We start from the raw sequence: 17,279 nt of genomic DNA on the forward strand, positions 1-17,279 counted from the left end.
CTCATTGATCATAAACTCGACTCTATGGCCGAGCTTGATGCTCTCCAGGCGAGTCGATGAGTTGTCGCGGGAAATATTCGCCTTTCAGGATATAGAACCGATGGTTCCCGGGCTTCATGCCCGCGTCACAGGCATGGCCTAAGAATTGATCCTGGCAGAAGCAGGTCGCTCAGGGATTGTTGCGCATCTGTGCAAAAACCGTCTCTGTCGCGGCCGAATTAACCGAACGCCGGGATTTAGGGCTGGCAATAGCCCTTGGTTGCGGCCTATAGGAAAACGCGCATTACTAATGGGGGTAAACCATGTCATCGCGTTTCGCCAAGGCCGCCGCGCTTGGCCTGGTCATTACCGTAGCGCCGCTCGCTTCGATCGCGGCTTCGCTGCAGGCTCCGGCCGCCGCCACCGAGACGGCCGCGCCGACCGCTGAAGATCTGCAGTCGGTGATCGCCGACGCGGCCACCGCCGCCGCCGCCGATCCCGGCTACGCCGCCCTCGACGCCGCCGGCAAGCAAGCCGCCGTCAAGGCCGCGATCGCCGCCGCCCTCGCCAAGACCGGCGCCTCCCCGGCCGTGATCGTCGCCGCCCTGACCCAGGCCGCCGCCAGCGGCCTGATCACCGGCACCATGGCCGTCGACGTGGCCTCGGCCGTCTCGCCGGAGCTCGGCGCCCAGGTTGCTTCGGCCACCGGCGCGACCGGCACCGTCACCGCGGCGACCGACGGCGGCGACTCCGTCACCGTGCTGTCGAGCCTCGACGGCGCGGCCGGCGGTGGCGGCGACGCTGGTACGCCGGGCGCTCAGTACGATCCGTGCGCCGGCGTCATCGCCGACTATTGCGGCACCTGATCGCCGTCTAGAACTTCGGCGCTCTTCGCGCCCTCGGGTTTCGTCGGCGAGCCCTTTTTGTTTGTGTCGGGTTTCCGAAAAGACGGCCTGATGGTCGTCGAAGTGGGGATGGATAATGAGAATTCTGGCTTCAGCCGCGGTCGCGGCCGTGCTCGTCGCGGCTGCGCCGCAGATGGCGGCTGCGCAAGGCGCCGCCACCAGCTTCAAGCGTGACAAGCACGTGAGCGTGCGCCAGCGTCCGCGCCCGGACTACGAGGCCGCGGGCGTTCGCCTGGGCGCGTTCAAGGCGTATCCCCGGCTGACGATCGAAGCCGAGCGCGACGACAACATCTACGCCGTCGCCGCCAGCGAGACGAGCGACACCATCTGGCGCGTGAAGCCGGAACTGGCGCTGCGTTCGGACTGGTCGCGTCACGCCGTGGGCGCCTTCGCCTCGGCCTCGGTGAACCGCTATTCGAACCACGACACCGAAAACAACGAGGAATACACCCTCGGCGTGAACGGCCGCCTGGACGTCGTGCGCGGCACGAACATCTCCGGCTCGCTGCAGTACCAACAGCTGATCGAGCCGCGTTCGGCGCCGGAATCCCTGGCCACCGCCCTGGCCCCGATCGAGTACTCGCTGCTCACGGCCAACCTGAAGGGCGTCAAGGAATTCAACCGCCTGCGCATCACGGGCGACCTGACCAGCAAGGCCTACGACTACAAGGACGGCCGCCTGGCGGCGACCGGCGGCGGCACGACCGTGCTGGACCAGGACTTCCGCGATCGCGACCAGGTCCGCTACGGCGTCAAGGCCGACTACGCGGTCAGCCCCGACACCGCCTTCTACGTCGCGCTGGCCGGCGATTCCCGCCGCTATGACGTCACCAAGACCCGCGACTCCGACGGCTACAACCTGACCGCCGGTGTCGACTTCGAACTGGCCCAGGCGATCCGCGGCCAGGTCGACGCCGGCTACATGAAGCAGACCTACGACAACTTCGCCGGCGGCAGCCGCGACGTCAGCGGCTTCAGCACCAAGAGCAAGGTCGAGTGGTTCCCGACCGAGCTGACCACGGTCACCTTCAACGCCTCGCGCGCCATCGAGGAAGCCGTGGTCTCGGCCTCGCAGGGCTACGTGTCGACCAACAGCTCGGTCGCCGTCGACCACGAGCTGCTGCGCAACGTGCTGCTGTCGGGCCAGGCCAGCTTCGGCAAGGACGACTACGACGGCATCGATCGCGCCGACAAGCGCACCGGCGGCAAGCTGTCGGCCGCCTATCTGATGAACCGCCGCGTCGGGGTCTTCCTGACCTACACCTACGCCAAGACCAAGTCCGACGGCGTCGACAAGTCCAAGAGCTTCACCGACAACAAGCTGGCCGCCTCGGTCGCCTTGCAGTTCTAAAGGCCTGGCGGCCGAACTTTCATCGGTCGCCGCGCCACCGATTGTTCGAAATTGGAGCCGGTTAATCTCTTGCCGATGTTTCCGTCGGTAAGGGTCGAGCTCCAGGCCTGAAATAGGTCACGGTCCTTCGCTAGCCGGGGGACCGTTCGACCAGTGAAGAGTGCGCATCATGGACGGCTCGACCTTCGAGACCCAAACCGCTCCGGCGTCCGACGCCGGAGCGCCTGCGTTCGACCTCAACGTCATCATCGCCGTGTTCCGGCGGCGGCTGCGACTGTTCGCGGCCGTGGCGCTGGCGGTGTTCGTGGCGGTCGTGCTCTACACGCTGCAGCAGACGCCCACCTACTCGACCGCCGCCCAGGTGATGCTGGACGTGCGCCAGGAGCAGGTCGCCCCCGACATGAACGCGGTGCTCTCGGGTCTGCCGGCTGACAGCGCCGTGGTCGACACCGAGGTCGAGGTCCTGCGTTCGCGCTCGCTGGCCGGCCGCGTGGTCCAGAAGCTGAAGCTCGAGGAAGACCCGTACTTCAATCCCAGCCTGGCCGGCGCCAAGGGCGTCCGCGCCTGGCTGCCGTTCCTGAAGAAGGCCGTCACCCCGGCCGACAAGCTGAGCGACATCGAGGTCCAGCGCCGCCGCGAGCGCATCGTCGATCGCGTGCTGTCGGGCCTCAACGTCCGCCGCGCGGGCGTCACCTACCTGATCACGGTCCAGTACACCCACCCCGATCCGGCCCAGGCCGCCAAGCTGGCCAACGCCTTCGCCGATCTCTACCTGACCGAGCAGCTTGAGGCGAAGTTCGACGCCACCAAGCAGGCCAACGAGTGGCTGAACACCCGCGTGGCCGACCTGCGCGGCGAGCTGCAGCAGGCCGAGGCCGACGTCCAGCAGTACAAGATCGCCAACAACCTGATGAGCGCCCAGGGCGCGACCCTGACCGAGCAGGAGATCTCGGGCCTGAACCAGCAGCTGGCCGGCGCCCGCGCCGAGCAGGCCGAGACCGACGCCCGCCTCAGCATCGCCCGCAGCCAGCTGGCCCGCGGCAGCACCGGCGAGGACGTCGGGGAGTCGCTGAACTCGCCGGTCGTGCAGCAGCTGCGCAAGCAGCGCGCCGAGAAGAGCGCCGCCGTGGCCGACCTGTCGGGCCGCTATGGCGACCGCCACCCCGACCTGCTGAAGGCCCGCCGCGAACTGGCCGACATCGACGGGCAGATCCAGGCCGAGATCAAGCGCATCATCTCCAACCTCGAGGCCCAGGCCCAGGTCGCCCGCCAGCGCACTGGCTCGATGGCCGGCAGCGTCGGCGCCGCCCGCGGGGCCCTGGCCGGCAACAACCGCGCCGGCATCCGTCTGGGCGAGCTGGAGCGCAAGGCCGACTCCGTCCGCACGCTGTATGAATCGCTGCTGGGTCGCTTCAAGCAGACCACGGCGCAGCAAGGCATCGAGCAGGCCGACGCCCGCGTGGTGTCGCGCGCCACGATCCCCACCCGTCCCAGCGCGCCCAAGCCGTCGCTGAACCTGATGATCGGCCTGGTCGTCGCCCTGGGCGCCGGCGTCGCCGCCGTGGTCCTGGCCGAGATCCTGATGGCCGGCCTGTTCACCGAGGACGAGGTCGAGCGCCGCCTGGGCGTCTCCTACCTGGGCTCGGTGCCGCTGCTCAGCTCCACCCTCGACGACTCCCGCGCCCTGCGTGGCCTGACGCCGCCCGATTACCTGCTCAACAAGCCGCTCTCCAGCTTCGCCGAAAGCCTGCGCAAGCTGCGCGCGGCGATCCTGTTCTCCAAGGTCGGCGAGCCGGTGAAGGTGATCGCGGTCACCTCGTCGCTGCCGGGCGAGGGCAAGACCACCACCACCTTCTCGCTGGGCCGCACGCTGGCCGCCTCGGGCGCCAATGTCGTCGTCGTCGACTGCGACCTGCGCCAGGGCGCGATCAACCGCTTCCTGCCCACGGCCCCGACCGTGGGCCTGATCGAGGTGCTGAACGGCGCGGCGACGCTGGACGAGGCGCTGGTCAACGACGAGAGCGGCGCCAAGGTGCTGCCGCTGATGAAGTCGGCCTACACGCCGCGCGACGTCTTCGGCTCGGCCGCCTTCCTGCGCCTGCTGGCCGAACTGCGTCAGCGCTTCGACGTGGTGCTGCTCGACACCGCCCCGCTGCTGGCCATCGCCGACACCCGCATCCTGGCGCCGCACGCCGACGCCGTGGTCATGCTGGCCCGCTGGAAGCGCACCCCGGTCAAGGCCATCACCTCGGCCCTGTCGCTGCTGCAAGGCCGCGGCGTGTTCCTGGCCGGCGTGGCCCTGACCCAGATGGATCTGAAGGCGCAGTCCCGCTACGGCTACGGCGACGCCGGCTACTATTACAAGAGCTACCGAAAGTACTATGCCGACTGACGCGGGGCGGACCCGGCGGCTCGCGGGGTCCGAAACCGCCGCCTGTTTGGTCCTGACGGGCCTGGTGTTCGCCGCCGTCCTGGCCTTCGGGGCCAGCGAACTGGCGGTGGCGGCCGGCTTCTCGGCGCTCTACGCCCTGTTCCTCGTCGGCCTGCTGGCCAGCTGCGGCTGGGCGCGTCGTGACCTGGCCCGCCTCGGCGGATGGCTGGTCCCGGGCGTGCTGGCCGCCCTGCTGCTGGCCGCCGTCCTGTGGCCGCTGACGCCCTGGACGCCCGACGGCGCCCACCCGGTCTGGTCCTACGTTCCGAAAGCCTTCGCCGCCACGACGCTGGACCGTTCGGCGGTGCTGCTGAACGTCGTCAACCTGCTGGGCCTCTTCTGTCTCTACGTTTCGGCGCGGGTGATCGGCGCGTCGCAGACGCGCGGCCGCCGCCTGCTGTTCTGCCTGCTCGGCGCCATGGCGATCTACGCCGCCGGCGCCCTGGCGCAATACGTCTCGGTGCGCGGCGCGGGCCGGATGCGCGCAACCCTGCTGGGTCCCAACAGCGCCGCCACCGTCTTCGCCGCCACGCTGGTCATGGCCGTGGCGGCCCTCGCCGCGCGGCTGCGCCGGGGCGGGGCGCGCATGCTGCGCCAGGGCGATCCGCGGGCCGTCAGCCTGGCGAGCCTGAGCGCCCTGCTGCTGGTCTGCCTGCTGATGACCGCCTCGCGCGGCGGCCTGGTCGCGGCGGTGTTCGGCGTCGGCCTGTTCGTCGCCTGGGAGCTGTTCTCCGGTCGCGGCGCCACGCGCAAGGCCGCGGTGTTCTACGCCCTCGTCGCCCTCTTGGTCGCCGGGGTGCTGGTGTTCAACGGCGCGGGCCTGGTGTTCGAGCGCTTCGGCATGGCCCAGCAGAACCTCGACGTCCGCGCCCAGATCGTCGCCCCGCACTGGCGCGCCTTCCTAGCCGCGCCGTGGTTCGGCTACGGCCTGGGATCGTTCCCGACGGTCAACCAGCTGGCCGTCACCCAGGACAGCCTGCCGGCGCTCTACAATGTGCGCGCCGTGCACAATCTCTATGTCCAGTGGCTGGAGGAGGCCGGCGTGGTCGGGACCGCGCTGATGGCGGCCCTGTTCCTGGAGCGCCTGGCTCCGATCGGCCGCGCGGCCCTGGGGTCGGACGGCCTGTCGGTCTGGTCGCGGGGCGCGGTCTGCGCCGCGGCGGTGTTCCTGGTCCACGGCCTCAGCGACTTCGCCCTGCAGGCGCCGGCCATCCAGGCCCTGGCCGTGGTCGGTCTCGGCGTGGTCGGCGGCATGGCGACGGGGCGTCGCGAGACTCGCGCCGCGCCCAGTTCGCGGCCCGCGCGGCTGATGCTGGCGGGAGCGGTCGCCTGCTGTCTCGTGGCGGCGAGCGCCGCGGCGCCGATGCTGGCGGTCAAGCTGGACGGCGACCTGTCGGTCTGGCCGACGGCCTCGGCCGAGGTCCTGGCCTCACGCATCGAGCGCGGCCTGTCGCAGGGCGCGCCGTCGCGGGAAGAGCTGGCGACGCTGGACGGTCTCAGCGACCGCGAACTGGCCCTGCGGCCGGGATCCGGCTCGGCCTGGCTGCGACGGGCGGCGGTGGACGCGGCGGCCGGGCGCGACAAGGCCGCGGCCCAGGCGCTGGAGCGGTCGTATCTGGTGGCGCCGCTGCAGACGGGGTTGTTCCGCGCGCGGACGGTCTTCGCCTTTGAACGCTGGGACCGGCTGACGCCGGCGGCCCGCGAGCAGGCGCTCTATCATCTGGGGGCGGAGTGGCGCCTGCGGGGCAAGCCCAAGCGGTTCATCGCCCTGGCCAACGGCATCCGCAACCCGGCGGGCCGGGTGGGCATGGCGCTGGAGCTCACGGCGCTGGGCGTTCGGCCCTGATGGCGACCCTGATCGCGGCCCTGATTTAGGCGCGCCGCGTCGTCAGGGCCTGAAGGTCAGGTCTGGGGGATCAGAACAGCAGGCGGACGGCTTCGACCGCCGCGTACCACAGGCCGGCGGAAACGACGGCGGCCAGGCCCCAGCCGATGGCGCGCGGCAGACGGCGCGGCGCCGGGATCGTCTGGGCGAGGCTGTTCAGCGAGAGATTGACGTGCGGCATGGAACCCGAAGTCCTACGCGCAGGCCCTCCCTACGCGACTACAGCCTAGTTCGCTGACCCTAAAGCCTGCGTGAAGGAACAGGGTTTATGCAATGTCACTATATTTATGGTTAAGTATCAGTTTCCGCGCGACGTCGTCGAAGAGTTGCATTAGGTAGTTAGATACGAAGTGGGGCGGGCTTCGTTTTGTGTGTGGTGGGATAGGGGGTTGCGCTGTGAGCGGAAGCTCGAACACCGAACTCATGGGCGGCGTCCAGTCGGAGATTCTTCCGCGCGTGGCTGTCGACCCCGGCAAGCGTGTGATCGACGTCGTCGTTTCAGGCCTTGCACTGATCTTTTTCGCGCCCGTGCTTCTGCTTGCGGCGCTGTTGATCAAACTTGAATCGCCTGGACCGATCCTGTTCCGCCAGACGCGGGGCGGGCTGAACGGTCGCACCTTCACGATCTTCAAGCTGCGCTCTATGCGCTGCGAGGAGAACGGCGACAAGGTCGTCCAGGCCAAGCGCGACGACGACCGCATCACCAAGATCGGCAAGATCCTGCGCACCACCAGCATCGACGAGCTGCCGCAGCTGCTCAACGTGCTGAAGGGCGACATGTCGCTGGTCGGTCCGCGTCCGCACGCCATGGCGCACGACGCCTATTACGGCGCGCTGATCTCGACCTATCACATGCGCTTCCAGGCCAAGCCGGGCCTTACCGGTCTGGCCCAGATCCGCGGCCTGCGCGGCGGCACCACCGACGTCGAGGCCATGGCCGCCCGCGTGAAGGCCGACATCGCCTATATCGACGGCTGGTCGCTGTTCAGCGACATCCGCATCATCCTGCTTACCGTGCCGCACCTGCTGCTGGCCGAGAACGCCTACTAGAGCGGATCTATCGGCAAGGCTCTCGGTCACTTTAAACCGAGCATCCCCGCGAAGGCGGGGACCCAAGCCGAGTCCGAAGATCATCCACGGCCGCGCTCCATCCCGAAGGTCAGCTTGGGTCCCCGCCTTCGCGGGGAGGGGCGGATTGGGGAGCTGGTGGATTTCAATCTGCCCCAGCTCAGAAAAGCGCCGCACCAAGATTAAAGGCCTCGCTCCGGGATCCGGAGCGAGGCCTTTCTCTTTGGGCTGAGATCCGGGGAGGGCCGGGGCTCAGCTCACCGAGACCCAGGCCGACGAGCCGGCCACCTGGCGCTCGATCCAGCGATAGTTCAGTTCGCTCCAGGGCGTGGCCCAGGGCGTCAGGTTGTCGAGCACCCAGTCGCCCTGCTCGAAGGCGACCAGCAGCACGGCGTGGCTTTCGCCGCGGGCGGTGACCGCGACGGCCATCGACAGGGCCGAGGCCGGCACGCCCGCCTCGATCAGGCGGCGGCGCTTTTCCAGCGCATAGTCTTCGCAGTCGCCGTACATCTTGCCGTCGATGACCTTCGGCAGCGACCAATACTCGGCCAGGCCGTAGAGATCGAAGTCGTCGGCCTTGCGGACCTCGCGGTTCACCTGGCGATTGATCTCGTTGATCAGCTTCATCTGGTCTCGGGTCAGGCGGGCCAGGCCGTCGACGTCCGAAGCCAGCGTCACGCCGGCCGGTTGGGCGGGGGCGGCGGTCGTCGCCATCAGGGCGGCCAGGGTCTGGTCCAGCGAGCTCAGGCGAATGTTAACGTCCGGGCGCACGGCGCGCAGGACTTCGATGGTCTGGACGGAAGTATCTTCGTCTTCTTCTATTGCCGAGACGGCCAGCGGCGCCGAGCCCCAGGTCAGGCGGCGCTCGCCGATCGACGAGGTGTTGATGGCGGCGGAATTGGCGTCGAGCGCCAGGGCGGCGACCTCTTGCGGCGGCGCGATGCAGCTCGCCTGATCCCGCTGGCACAAGGCTTTGAAGCCCGGAGGGGCCGCGGCCGGGGCGCCATGCGGCATGAAGGCCGGCGGCGCGGCCATGGCGGGCGCGGCGGCGATCATCGCGCTCAGGGCGACGGCGGCGGATCCAAGAAATGCGGAGATCTTCATGGTGGTCTCGCGAAGTTCGTGAGTCCATCCTGCGATCTTCCATTGAATATCGGATCAAAATGCTTGGTGTTTTAACGAATAAGCGATCTGGTTTATTCGGTATTATTGATAATCGTCTCTGAATATTCACGGTGAAATTGCCGTGCAAATTCTCGGTGTATTTCGTGTTAACAATGGCGCGCGGCGACAGTTGCCGCCCGCAAGCGGCTGAGGCAGTTTGAAGCCTCGTTTTCCGTCATCGTCAGAGCCCATGGTTTTCCGCTTCCTGCGTCCCAAGTCCGCGTCGAAGGCCAAGACCGCCAGCACCGGCGGGCGGGTGGTCTACGCCGTGGGCGACGTCCACGGCCGCCTCGACCTGCTCGACGACCTGCTCGACGCCGTGGCCGCCGACTTCGCGGGCCTGGGCCGTCAGGACCGGCCGGTGCTGGTGTTCGTCGGCGACTACATCGATCGCGGCGCGGACTCGGCCGGGGTGATCGACCGGGTCGAGGCGCTGAAGGCCGTGTCCGGCGGCGCCTCCGGCTTCGAGGTGCGGGCCCTGATGGGCAATCACGAGCAGACCCTGCTGCAGTTCCTCGACGATCCCGAGGGCGGGCCGGTGTGGGCCGAGTTCGGCGGCGGCGAGACCCTGGCCTCCTACGGCGTCGCCCGCCCGGCCGGTCGCGATCCCGAGGCCTGGCGCGCGGCGCAGGAGCAGTTCCAGCGCAACCTGCCCAGCCGGCACCTGGCCTTCCTGCGCCAGCTGGAGCTTTCAGCCCTTTATGGCGACTACCTGTTCGTCCACGCCGGCGTGCGGCCGGGCCGCTCCCTGGCCGAGCAGGACCCGCAGGACCTGCTGTGGATCCGCGGCGACTTCCTGCACCAGCCCCACGGCCTGGGCCTGGTGGTGGTGCACGGCCACACCCCCGACGAGGAGCCGTTCGTCGGACCGCACCGCATCAATGTCGACACCGGAGCCTACGCCACGGGCGTTCTGACCGCCGTTCGCCTGGGCGAAGGACCGCCTTCGATGCTGCAGGCGCGAAAACGTCGAGCGGTGCCGGCGTGATGCTTGTGGCTGTCCTTCGCCCATGCCATGAGACCGGCGAGGGATGCAGCCAAGAGACGTGACCAGCATGATTACCGTTCGGCGCTTCATTCGGGCGGCTTCGCTTTGCCTGGCCCTCGCCGCCGTCGCACCGGCCGCCCAGGCCCAGGGCGCTCCGCCCTCGCCGCAGGCCAGCGCCCCGATCACCGCCGACCAGGCCGCCGGCCTCGACTACCAGCTGGGCTCGGGCGACAAGGTCCGCGTCACGGTCTTCGGCGAGCCGTCGCTGTCGGGCGAGTTCTACGTCACCGGTTCGGGCAAGCTGTCCCTGCCGCTGGTCGGCGAGGTCAAGGCCGAGGGCCTCAGCGTCCGCCAGTTCCAGGACACGGTCGAGACGGCCCTGCGCGACGGCTACCTGAAGGAGCCGCGCGTCAGCGTCGAGGTGCTGAACTTCCGCCCGTTCTACATCCTGGGCGAAGTCACCAAGCCGGGCACCTATCCTTATACTTCGGGCCTGACCGTCCAGAACGCCGTGGCCACCGCCGGCGGCTACACCTACCGCGCCGACAAGGGCAAGGTGTTCATCAAGCACGACGGCGAAGAGAAAGAGACCAAGGTCGAACTCACGCCCTCGACCAAGGTCGGCCCGGGCGACACGGTCCGTATCGGCGAACGCTTCTTCTAAGAAACACCGCGCGGGCGCGGTATATTTCGTGCAATCGGACGGATTAAGGTTCGATTCACTACGAAATGCGGCGATGGGCCGCGCCTGCGACTACCTGGCCGCGTATTAGAAACCATTTTTTTGTATCTTTCCGCACAGAGTGGCTTCGTACCACTCTGGGGGAACGCCTTTGTTGAAGGTTCTGACCTGCCTCACCGGGCAGCATGACTTCAGGCTCGTGCTCGTCGCCGGCCTCGTCTGCTTCGCCGCGTGTTTCACGGCGTTCCGTCTTTTCTCGCGCCTGCGCGGGGCCCGCGGCCTGGTCCGCGGCGCCTGGCTGCTGCTCACCGGCCTCGTCGCCGGCTCGGGCGTCTGGGCCACCCACTTCATCGGCATGGTCGCCTACGACCCGGGCCTGAAGACGGGCTACAGCCCGGCCGGCACCCTGCTGTCGCTGATGATCGCCGTGCTGTTCATGGCCGCCGGCTTCGCCGTGGCCTCGGCCGAGCGCACCCGCACCAACGACTGCGCCGGCGGCCTGCTGCTGGGCCTGGGCATCGGGGCGATGCACTACACCGGCATGTCGGCCTTCGTGACCCAGGGCTACGTGGTCTGGGAACAGGCCACCGTCGCCGTTTCGGTGCTGATCGGCGTCGCGTTCTCGGCCGGCGCCCTGGTGCTGGGCGGCCGCGCCCGCACGCTGCCCAAGCAGCTGATCGGCGGCGGCATTTTGACCCTGGGCGTCTGCGGCCTGCACTTCACCGGCATGGGCGCGGTCACCATCATGCCCGACGCCAGCGTCATCGTGCCCGAACAGCTCCTGTCGGGCGCCGTGCTGACCCTGGCCGTCACCTCGATCACCGGCCTGATCATCCTGGGCGGCCTGGGCGCTGTGACCATCGAGTCCTCGACCAGCCGTTCGGCCCTCGACCGCATCCGCCGCCTGGCCAACGCCGCCTATGAAGGCATCGTCGTGGTCCAGGACGGCCGCATCAACGACGCCAACGCCGCCTTCTGCGAACTGGCCGGCGCCTCGCTGGACGAACTGGTCGGCAAGCCGCTCTACAACGCCATGCTGACCTTCGACGGTAAGGAATCCTCCCGCGAGGGCGTGCGCCGCGAAGGCCTGCTTCAGCCGCCCGAAGGCGGCCGCGCCATTCCGGTCGAGGTGTTCTCGCGCCTGATGGACGACGGCGCCCGCACCGAGACCTCGGGCCTCACCGTGCTGGCCATCCGCGACCTGCGCGAGCGCCGCTCGGCCGAGGAGAAGATCCGCTATCTCGCCGAACACGACGGCCTGACCGGCCTGCCCAACCGCAACTCGCTGCAGGTGCGCCTGGCCGCCGCGCTCGAGCGCGTGGAGGCCTCTGGCGAGAGCCTGGGCCTGGTCTGCATCGACCTCGACCACTTCAAGGAAGCCAACGACCTGCACGGCCACCTGGCGGGCGACGCCCTGCTGGTCGAGGCCGCGCGCCGCCTCCAGGAGTCGGTCACCGCCCCGTCCTTCGCCGCACGCCTCGGCGGCGACGAATTCATCATCGTGCAGATCGCCGCCGGCGACCAGCCGACCGCCGCCGCCGAACTGGCCGGCCACGTGCTGGAACAGCTGTCGCTGCCCACCGTCTACGAAGGCCAGGACCTGGCCATGGGCGCGAGCCTCGGCGTGTCGCTGTTCCCCGACGACGGCCGCACCGCCGAGGCCCTGCTGGCCAACGCCGACATGGCCCTCTACCGCGCCAAGGAAAGCGGCCGCGGCGTCTATCGCTTCTTCAAGCGCGAGATGGACGAGACCATCCGCGAGCGCCGCACCCTGGCCCGCGAACTGCGCCAGGCCATCACCGACGAGGAGCTGGTGGTGTTCTACCAGCCGCTCGCCCGCGCCGCCGACGGCGAGGTCTGCGGCTTCGAGGCCCTGGTCCGCTGGAAGCACCCGGTGCGCGGCATGGTCCCGCCGCTCGACTTCATCCCGGTGGCCGAGGAGAACGGCCTGATCACCCAGCTGGGCGAGTGGGTCCTGCGCCGCGCCTGCGCCGACGCCGCCAGCTGGGATCGCCCGCTGCGCATCGCCGTCAACCTGTCGCCGCTGCAGCTGAACCAGCCCAACCTGCCCACCCTGGTGCACGAGGTGCTGATCGCCACCGGCCTGTCGCCCTCGCGACTGGAGCTGGAGATCACCGAAAGCGCCCTCTTCAAGGACTACCAGCGCGCGCTCGACAACCTGCGCCGCCTGAAGGCCCTGGGCGTGCGCATCGCCATGGACGACTTCGGCACCGGCTTCTCGTCGCTGTCGACCCTGCAGTCGTTCCCGTTCGACAAGATCAAGATCGACAAGAGCTTCGTCGAGAACATCCACCGCCACGACCGCGCCACCGTCATCGTGCGCGCCGTGCTGGGCCTGGGCCGCAGCCTGGAGATCCCGGTCGTGGCCGAGGGCGTCGAGACCCAGGAGCAGATCGACTTCCTGCGCGGCGAGGCCTGCGCCGAGCTGCAGGGCTACGCCATCGGCCGTCCGGGTCCGCTCGACAGCCTGTCGGCCTGGACCCTGGCCAGCGCCGCCGCCGTGTTCGAGCCCCTCCCTGAAGCCGCCAAGGCTCCGAAGGTCAAGGTTCGCGGCGCGGCCTGATCCGCCGGAACCTTCACCGCTGAGGGGCGTTAGCCCAAGCGCCCTCCTGGGGGTGTGCGCGTGATCTAGGGCGGCGGCATGGGCCAATTTCTGAGCCGGACGGCGATCCGCTTCGCCTCGTCCGTCGATCGGCCGATCCTTCGGCTGTGCCTCGTGGTCCTGGCCGTGGGGCTGGCGGCCGCGGCGCGCGTCGGCGCCGTCGCCCTGACCAACCATCCGAGCAATTTCCCGCCGTTCTTCGTGGCCGTGATGCTGGCCGCCCTGGTCGGCGGCCTGTGGGGCGGGCTGCTGGCGGTCGGGGCCAGCGCCCTGCTGGTCAAGCTGCTGTGGATGGGACCGCTGGACGCCGTCGAGGCCGCCCAGCTGGCGACCTTCGCGGTGAGCGCCGGCCTGATCGTGCTGTTCGTCGCGGCCCTGCGGCTGGCGGTGCGCAACGGTTTTGCGGCCGAGGAGCGGTTCCGCATCGCCCAGGAGGCCTCGCTCGACGCCTTCGTCATCCTCGAGCCGATCCGCCGCGGCGGCCAGATCATCGACTTCCGCTGGACCTACGCCAACCCCGCCGCCCAGGCCATGCGGCCCAAGGGGATCTCCACCCTGACCGGCCGCCGGGTGCGCGACGTCTTCCGCGACGACACCGGCGAGCAGATGCTGGTCCGCCTGACGCGCCTGCTCGACGAGGGCGGTCCCGACGACCTGGAACTGATGCGGGTGATCGACGGCGAGCCGCGCTGGGTGCGCTCGTCCGGCGTGCGGATCAGCGAGGGCCTGGCCATCACCTTCCGCGACGTGACCCGCGAGCGCCAGGCCGCCGCCGCCTTGCGCACCAGCGAGGAGCAGTTCCGGGGCGTGGCCAACGCCGCCCCGGTGATGATCTGGATCTCCGACGTCGGCGGCGACTGCGTCTGGTTCAACGACGCCTGGCTGAAGTTCACCGGCCGCTCGCTGGAGGAGGAGACGGGCAGGGGCTGGGCGCACGGCGTCCATGCCGACGACCTGGGTCCCGCCGAGGCCGAGGTGCTGGCCGCCACCAAGCTGCGCCAGCCGTTCCGCGTCGCCTTCCGGCTGAAGCGCGCCGACGGCGCCTGGCGCTGGATCAGCAGCGCCGGCGCCCCGCGCCACGACGCCTACGGCCAGTTCCAGGGCTATATCGGCAGTTGCTTCGACAACACCGAGGTCGTCGAGACCACCCTTGAGCTCGAGGCCCGCGTGGTCGAGCGCACCGCCGCCCTGGAGGCCAGCATCGCCGAGCGCGCCAAGGCCGAGGCGGCGCTCGCCCAGGCCCAGAGGCTGGAGACGGTCGGCCGCCTGACCGGCGGGGTGGCCCACGACTTCAACAATCTGCTGACCGTGATGGTCGGCGGGCTCGACATGATCCTCAAGAAGCCCGGCGACGTCGCCCGCGTGCAGCGGCTGGGCGAGGCGGCCCTGGCGGCCGGCCAGCGCGGCGAGCGCCTGACCCGCCAGCTCCTGGCCTTCTCGCGCAGCCAGGAGCTGAAGCTGGAGGTCGTCGACATCGCCGGTCTGATCCTGCAGGTCGAGCCCCTGGTCCGCCGCGCCGCCGGCGACGCCAAGACCCTGGTGGTCGAGGCCGATCCCGAGGCCGGCGCCAGCCGCGTCGACGCCGCCCAGTTCGAAGCGGCCCTGCTCAACCTCGTCGTCAACGCCGTCGACGCCACCCCCGACGCCGGGACCATCACCGTCTCGGTCACCGCCGAGGCGCTGGTTGACGGCCAGGCGGGCGAGGCCCCGGCCGGCGACTATGTGCGGGTCGCCGTCACCGACACCGGCCACGGCATGTCGCCCGAGGTGCTGGGCCGGGTGTTCGAGCCGTTCTTCACCACCAAGGAGGTCGGCAAGGGCACCGGCCTGGGCCTGGCCCAGGTCTACGGCTTCGTGCGCCAGTGCGGCGGGGCGGTGACCATCGACAGCCAGGAGGGCCGGGGCACGACGGTGTCGCTGCACCTGCCGGCCGCCGCGCCCGAGGCGGCGGGGGCGATCGTCGTCGAGGCCGGTCCGGCCGCCGATCTGTCCGGCGTGCGCGTGCTGCTGGTCGAGGACGACGCCAGCGTCCGGGCCATCACCGAGGGCGCGCTGTCGGAAATGGGCTGCATCGTCGTGGTCGCCGAGCACGGCCACGCGGCCCTGGCCTGCCTGGAGGCCGAGCCGCCGTTCGACGTGCTGCTGTCGGATCTCGTCATGCCCGGCGGCGTCAGCGGCGTCGAACTGGCCCGCATCGCCGTCCAGCGCGACCCCGACATGGCCGTGCTGCTCACCACCGGCTACGCCGGCGACCGCCTGGCCGCCGCCCTGGAGGACTCGCCGTGGCCGGTCCTGCGCAAGCCGTTCCGGATAGAGCAGCTGCGGTCGGCGTTGGCGGAGGCCATTCGACGCTGATCCCTCTCCCCTTGCGGGAGAGGGTGGCCCGCGAAGCGGGTCGGGTGAGGGGTCTCTCAAACATGAAACGCCGCGACAGCCGATCAGCCGTCGCGGCGTTTTTCGTGGGTGCGACCCCTCATCCGTCGACTTCGTCGACACCTTCTCCCGCAAGGGGAGAAGGAAAACCACAAGGAACCTCCCCCTGTGGGGGAGGCGATCGCGCAGCGATCGGTGGGGGGAGCGGCGGCGAAATCGGCCAAAGCACGGCAAGCTGAAAACGGCCCCCCACCGGCCTTCGGCCGCCTCCCCCAGAGGGGGAGGTTTCTACCGCCTCCTGCTCAATCCCCCCAGCAGCCCGCGCATGATCTCCCGCCCCGCCTGGCTGGCCACCGTGCGGATCAGCGACTTGGCGAAGGTCTCGGCCATGCCCTGGCGGTTCGAGGCCCGAGGCCGCGAGGCGCGCGCATCCTCGCGTTCCTCCTTCGCCCGTTCGCGCTCGCGCACCTTCTCCTCGGCCGCCCGCTGGCGTTCGGCCTCGGCCGCGTCCTCCGCGGCGGCGGCGTCCTTCTGGGCCTGGGCGGCGCGGCCTTGCAGGGTCTCGTAGGCCGAGGCGCGGTCCTGCACCTGGTCGTAGAGGCCGGCGACCGGGCTCTTGGCGACGGCGGCGGCGCGCTCCTCTGGCGTCAGCGGACCCAGGCGCGAGGCCGGCGGGCGGATCAGGGTCTTCTGCACCACGGTCGGCGCGCCCTTGGCGTCGAGCACCGAGATCAGGGCCTCGCCTACGCCCAGGGCCTGGATGGTCTCGGCGGTGTCGAAGGCCGGATTGACCCGGAACGACTGGGCCGCCGCCTTCAGCCCCTTCTGGTCGGCGGGGGTGTAGGCGCGCAGGGCGTGCTGCACCCGGGCCCCCAGCTGGCCCAGCACCGCGTCGGGAATGTCGGCCGGGTTCTGGGTGACGAAATAGATGCCCACGCCCTTGGAGCGGATCAGCCGCACCACCTGCTCGATCTTCTCGATCAGCGGCTTGGGCGCGTCGTTGAACAGCAGGTGCGCCTCGTCGAAGAAGAACACCAGCTTGGGCTTCTCCGGATCGCCCACCTCGGGCAGCTCCTCGAACAGCTCCGACAGCAGCCACAGCAGGAAGGTCGAATAGAGCTTGGGCGACTGGATCAGCTTGTCGGCCGCCAGGATGTTGACGTAGCCGCGCCCCGTCACGTCGATGCGCATGATGTCGGAGAGCTTCAGGGCCGGCTCGCCGAAGAAGTGCTCGGCGCCCTGCGTCTGCAGGGTCAGCAGCTTGCGCTGGATCGCGCCCACCGTGGCCGGCGAGACGTTGCCGTACTGGGTGCCGATGTCGGCGGCGTGGTCGGCCACGTATTTCAGCGCCGCCTGAAGATCCTTCAGGTCCAGCAGCAGCAGGCCGTCCTTGTCGGCGACGTGGAAGGTGATGGTCAGCACCCCTTCCTGCACGTCGTTGAGTTCCAGCAGCCGCGACAGCAGCACCGGCCCCATCTCCGAGATGGTGGTGCGGATCGGGTGACCCTTCTCGCCGAACAGGTCCCAGAAGATGGTCGGCGGCGCGCCGGGGCTGAGCGCGATATCCATCGAGGCGGCGCGGGCCAGCATCTTCTCGTTGGGCGTGCCCGGGGCGGCGACGCCCGAGAGGTCGCCTTTCACGTCGGCGGCGAACACCGGCACCCCGGCGTCGGCGAAGGCCTGGGCCATGATCTGCAAGGTCACCGTCTTGCCGGTGCCCGTCGCGCCGGCCACCACGCCGTGGCGGTTGGAGCGGTCCAGCCGCTGCGTCACGGGCCCTTCGCCGAGTCCGATAAGGATCTCGCCGTCGCCGATCTCCAGGGTCATGCG

General features: G+C 69.6%; 12 protein-coding genes. 9 read left to right on the forward strand and 3 right to left on the reverse strand.

Going from position 1 to position 17,279, the window contains the following annotated elements:
• Positions 1-302: 302 nt before the first annotated feature.
• From AC1RRS_RS18115 to AC1RRS_RS18130, 4 genes are all read left to right on the forward strand, one after another.
• Positions 303-845, forward strand: coding sequence for a hypothetical protein (locus AC1RRS_RS18115; protein ID WP_110133398.1), 543 nt, complete (start codon positions 303-305; stop codon positions 843-845).
• A gap of 115 nt (positions 846-960) precedes the next feature.
• Positions 961-2,235, forward strand: coding sequence for an outer membrane beta-barrel protein (locus AC1RRS_RS18120; RefSeq protein WP_492856317.1), 1,275 nt, complete (start codon positions 961-963; stop codon positions 2,233-2,235).
• 169 nt (positions 2,236-2,404) lie between these two features.
• A complete protein-coding gene (locus AC1RRS_RS18125) occupies positions 2,405-4,627 on the forward strand; it encodes a GumC family protein (protein WP_492856318.1) in 2,223 nt (740 codons plus the stop codon).
• 46 nt (positions 4,628-4,673) lie between these two features.
• Positions 4,674-6,512, forward strand: coding sequence for an O-antigen ligase family protein (locus tag AC1RRS_RS18130; protein ID WP_492856319.1), 1,839 nt, complete (start codon positions 4,674-4,676; stop codon positions 6,510-6,512).
• Positions 6,513-6,582: 70 nt separating this feature from the next.
• Here the strand turns inward: AC1RRS_RS18130 and AC1RRS_RS18135 are convergent, their stop codons facing one another.
• A complete protein-coding gene (locus AC1RRS_RS18135) occupies positions 6,583-6,732 on the reverse strand; it encodes a hypothetical protein (RefSeq protein ID WP_158285848.1) in 150 nt (49 codons plus the stop codon).
• A gap of 242 nt (positions 6,733-6,974) precedes the next feature.
• Here AC1RRS_RS18135 and pssZ point away from each other — a divergent pair, with 242 nt between their 5' ends.
• Positions 6,975-7,601 (forward strand): exopolysaccharide biosynthesis protein PssZ, encoded by a 627-nt coding sequence (pssZ, locus tag AC1RRS_RS18140; protein ID WP_492856400.1) that lies wholly within the window; start codon positions 6,975-6,977, stop codon positions 7,599-7,601.
• A gap of 270 nt (positions 7,602-7,871) precedes the next feature.
• Here pssZ and AC1RRS_RS18145 read toward each other — a convergent pair whose 3' ends face one another.
• Complete coding sequence (locus AC1RRS_RS18145; protein WP_492856320.1) at positions 7,872-8,723, reverse strand: transglutaminase-like cysteine peptidase; 852 nt, start codon at positions 8,721-8,723, stop codon at positions 7,872-7,874.
• A gap of 250 nt (positions 8,724-8,973) precedes the next feature.
• Here AC1RRS_RS18145 and AC1RRS_RS18150 point away from each other — a divergent pair, with 250 nt between their 5' ends.
• The 4 genes from AC1RRS_RS18150 to AC1RRS_RS18165 all read left to right on the forward strand — a co-directional run bounded on the left by AC1RRS_RS18150 (position 8,974) and on the right by AC1RRS_RS18165 (position 15,431).
• The gene (locus AC1RRS_RS18150) at positions 8,974-9,771 is read left to right on the forward strand and encodes a metallophosphoesterase family protein (RefSeq protein ID WP_492856321.1); all 798 of its coding nucleotides are present in this window, start codon (positions 8,974-8,976) and stop codon (positions 9,769-9,771) included.
• A gap of 67 nt (positions 9,772-9,838) precedes the next feature.
• Positions 9,839-10,435, forward strand: coding sequence for a polysaccharide biosynthesis/export family protein (locus AC1RRS_RS18155; RefSeq protein ID WP_492856322.1), 597 nt, complete (start codon positions 9,839-9,841; stop codon positions 10,433-10,435).
• 169 nt (positions 10,436-10,604) lie between these two features.
• Positions 10,605-13,037 (forward strand): bifunctional diguanylate cyclase/phosphodiesterase, encoded by a 2,433-nt coding sequence (locus AC1RRS_RS18160; RefSeq protein ID WP_492856323.1) that lies wholly within the window; start codon positions 10,605-10,607, stop codon positions 13,035-13,037.
• 78 nt (positions 13,038-13,115) lie between these two features.
• Positions 13,116-15,431 carry a hybrid sensor histidine kinase/response regulator gene (locus AC1RRS_RS18165; RefSeq protein ID WP_492856324.1) on the forward strand — a complete coding sequence of 772 codons (2,316 nt, stop codon included), beginning with the start codon at positions 13,116-13,118 and terminating at the stop codon, positions 15,429-15,431.
• A gap of 306 nt (positions 15,432-15,737) precedes the next feature.
• On the opposite strand, the gene AC1RRS_RS18170 is transcribed toward AC1RRS_RS18165, so the two are convergent.
• Complete coding sequence (locus AC1RRS_RS18170) at positions 15,738-17,276, reverse strand: helicase HerA-like C-terminal domain-containing protein (protein WP_492856325.1); 1,539 nt, start codon at positions 17,274-17,276, stop codon at positions 15,738-15,740.
• Positions 17,277-17,279: the final 3 nt, after the last annotated feature.

This window comes from Caulobacter sp. GW821-FHT12A07 (genome assembly GCF_058807655.1).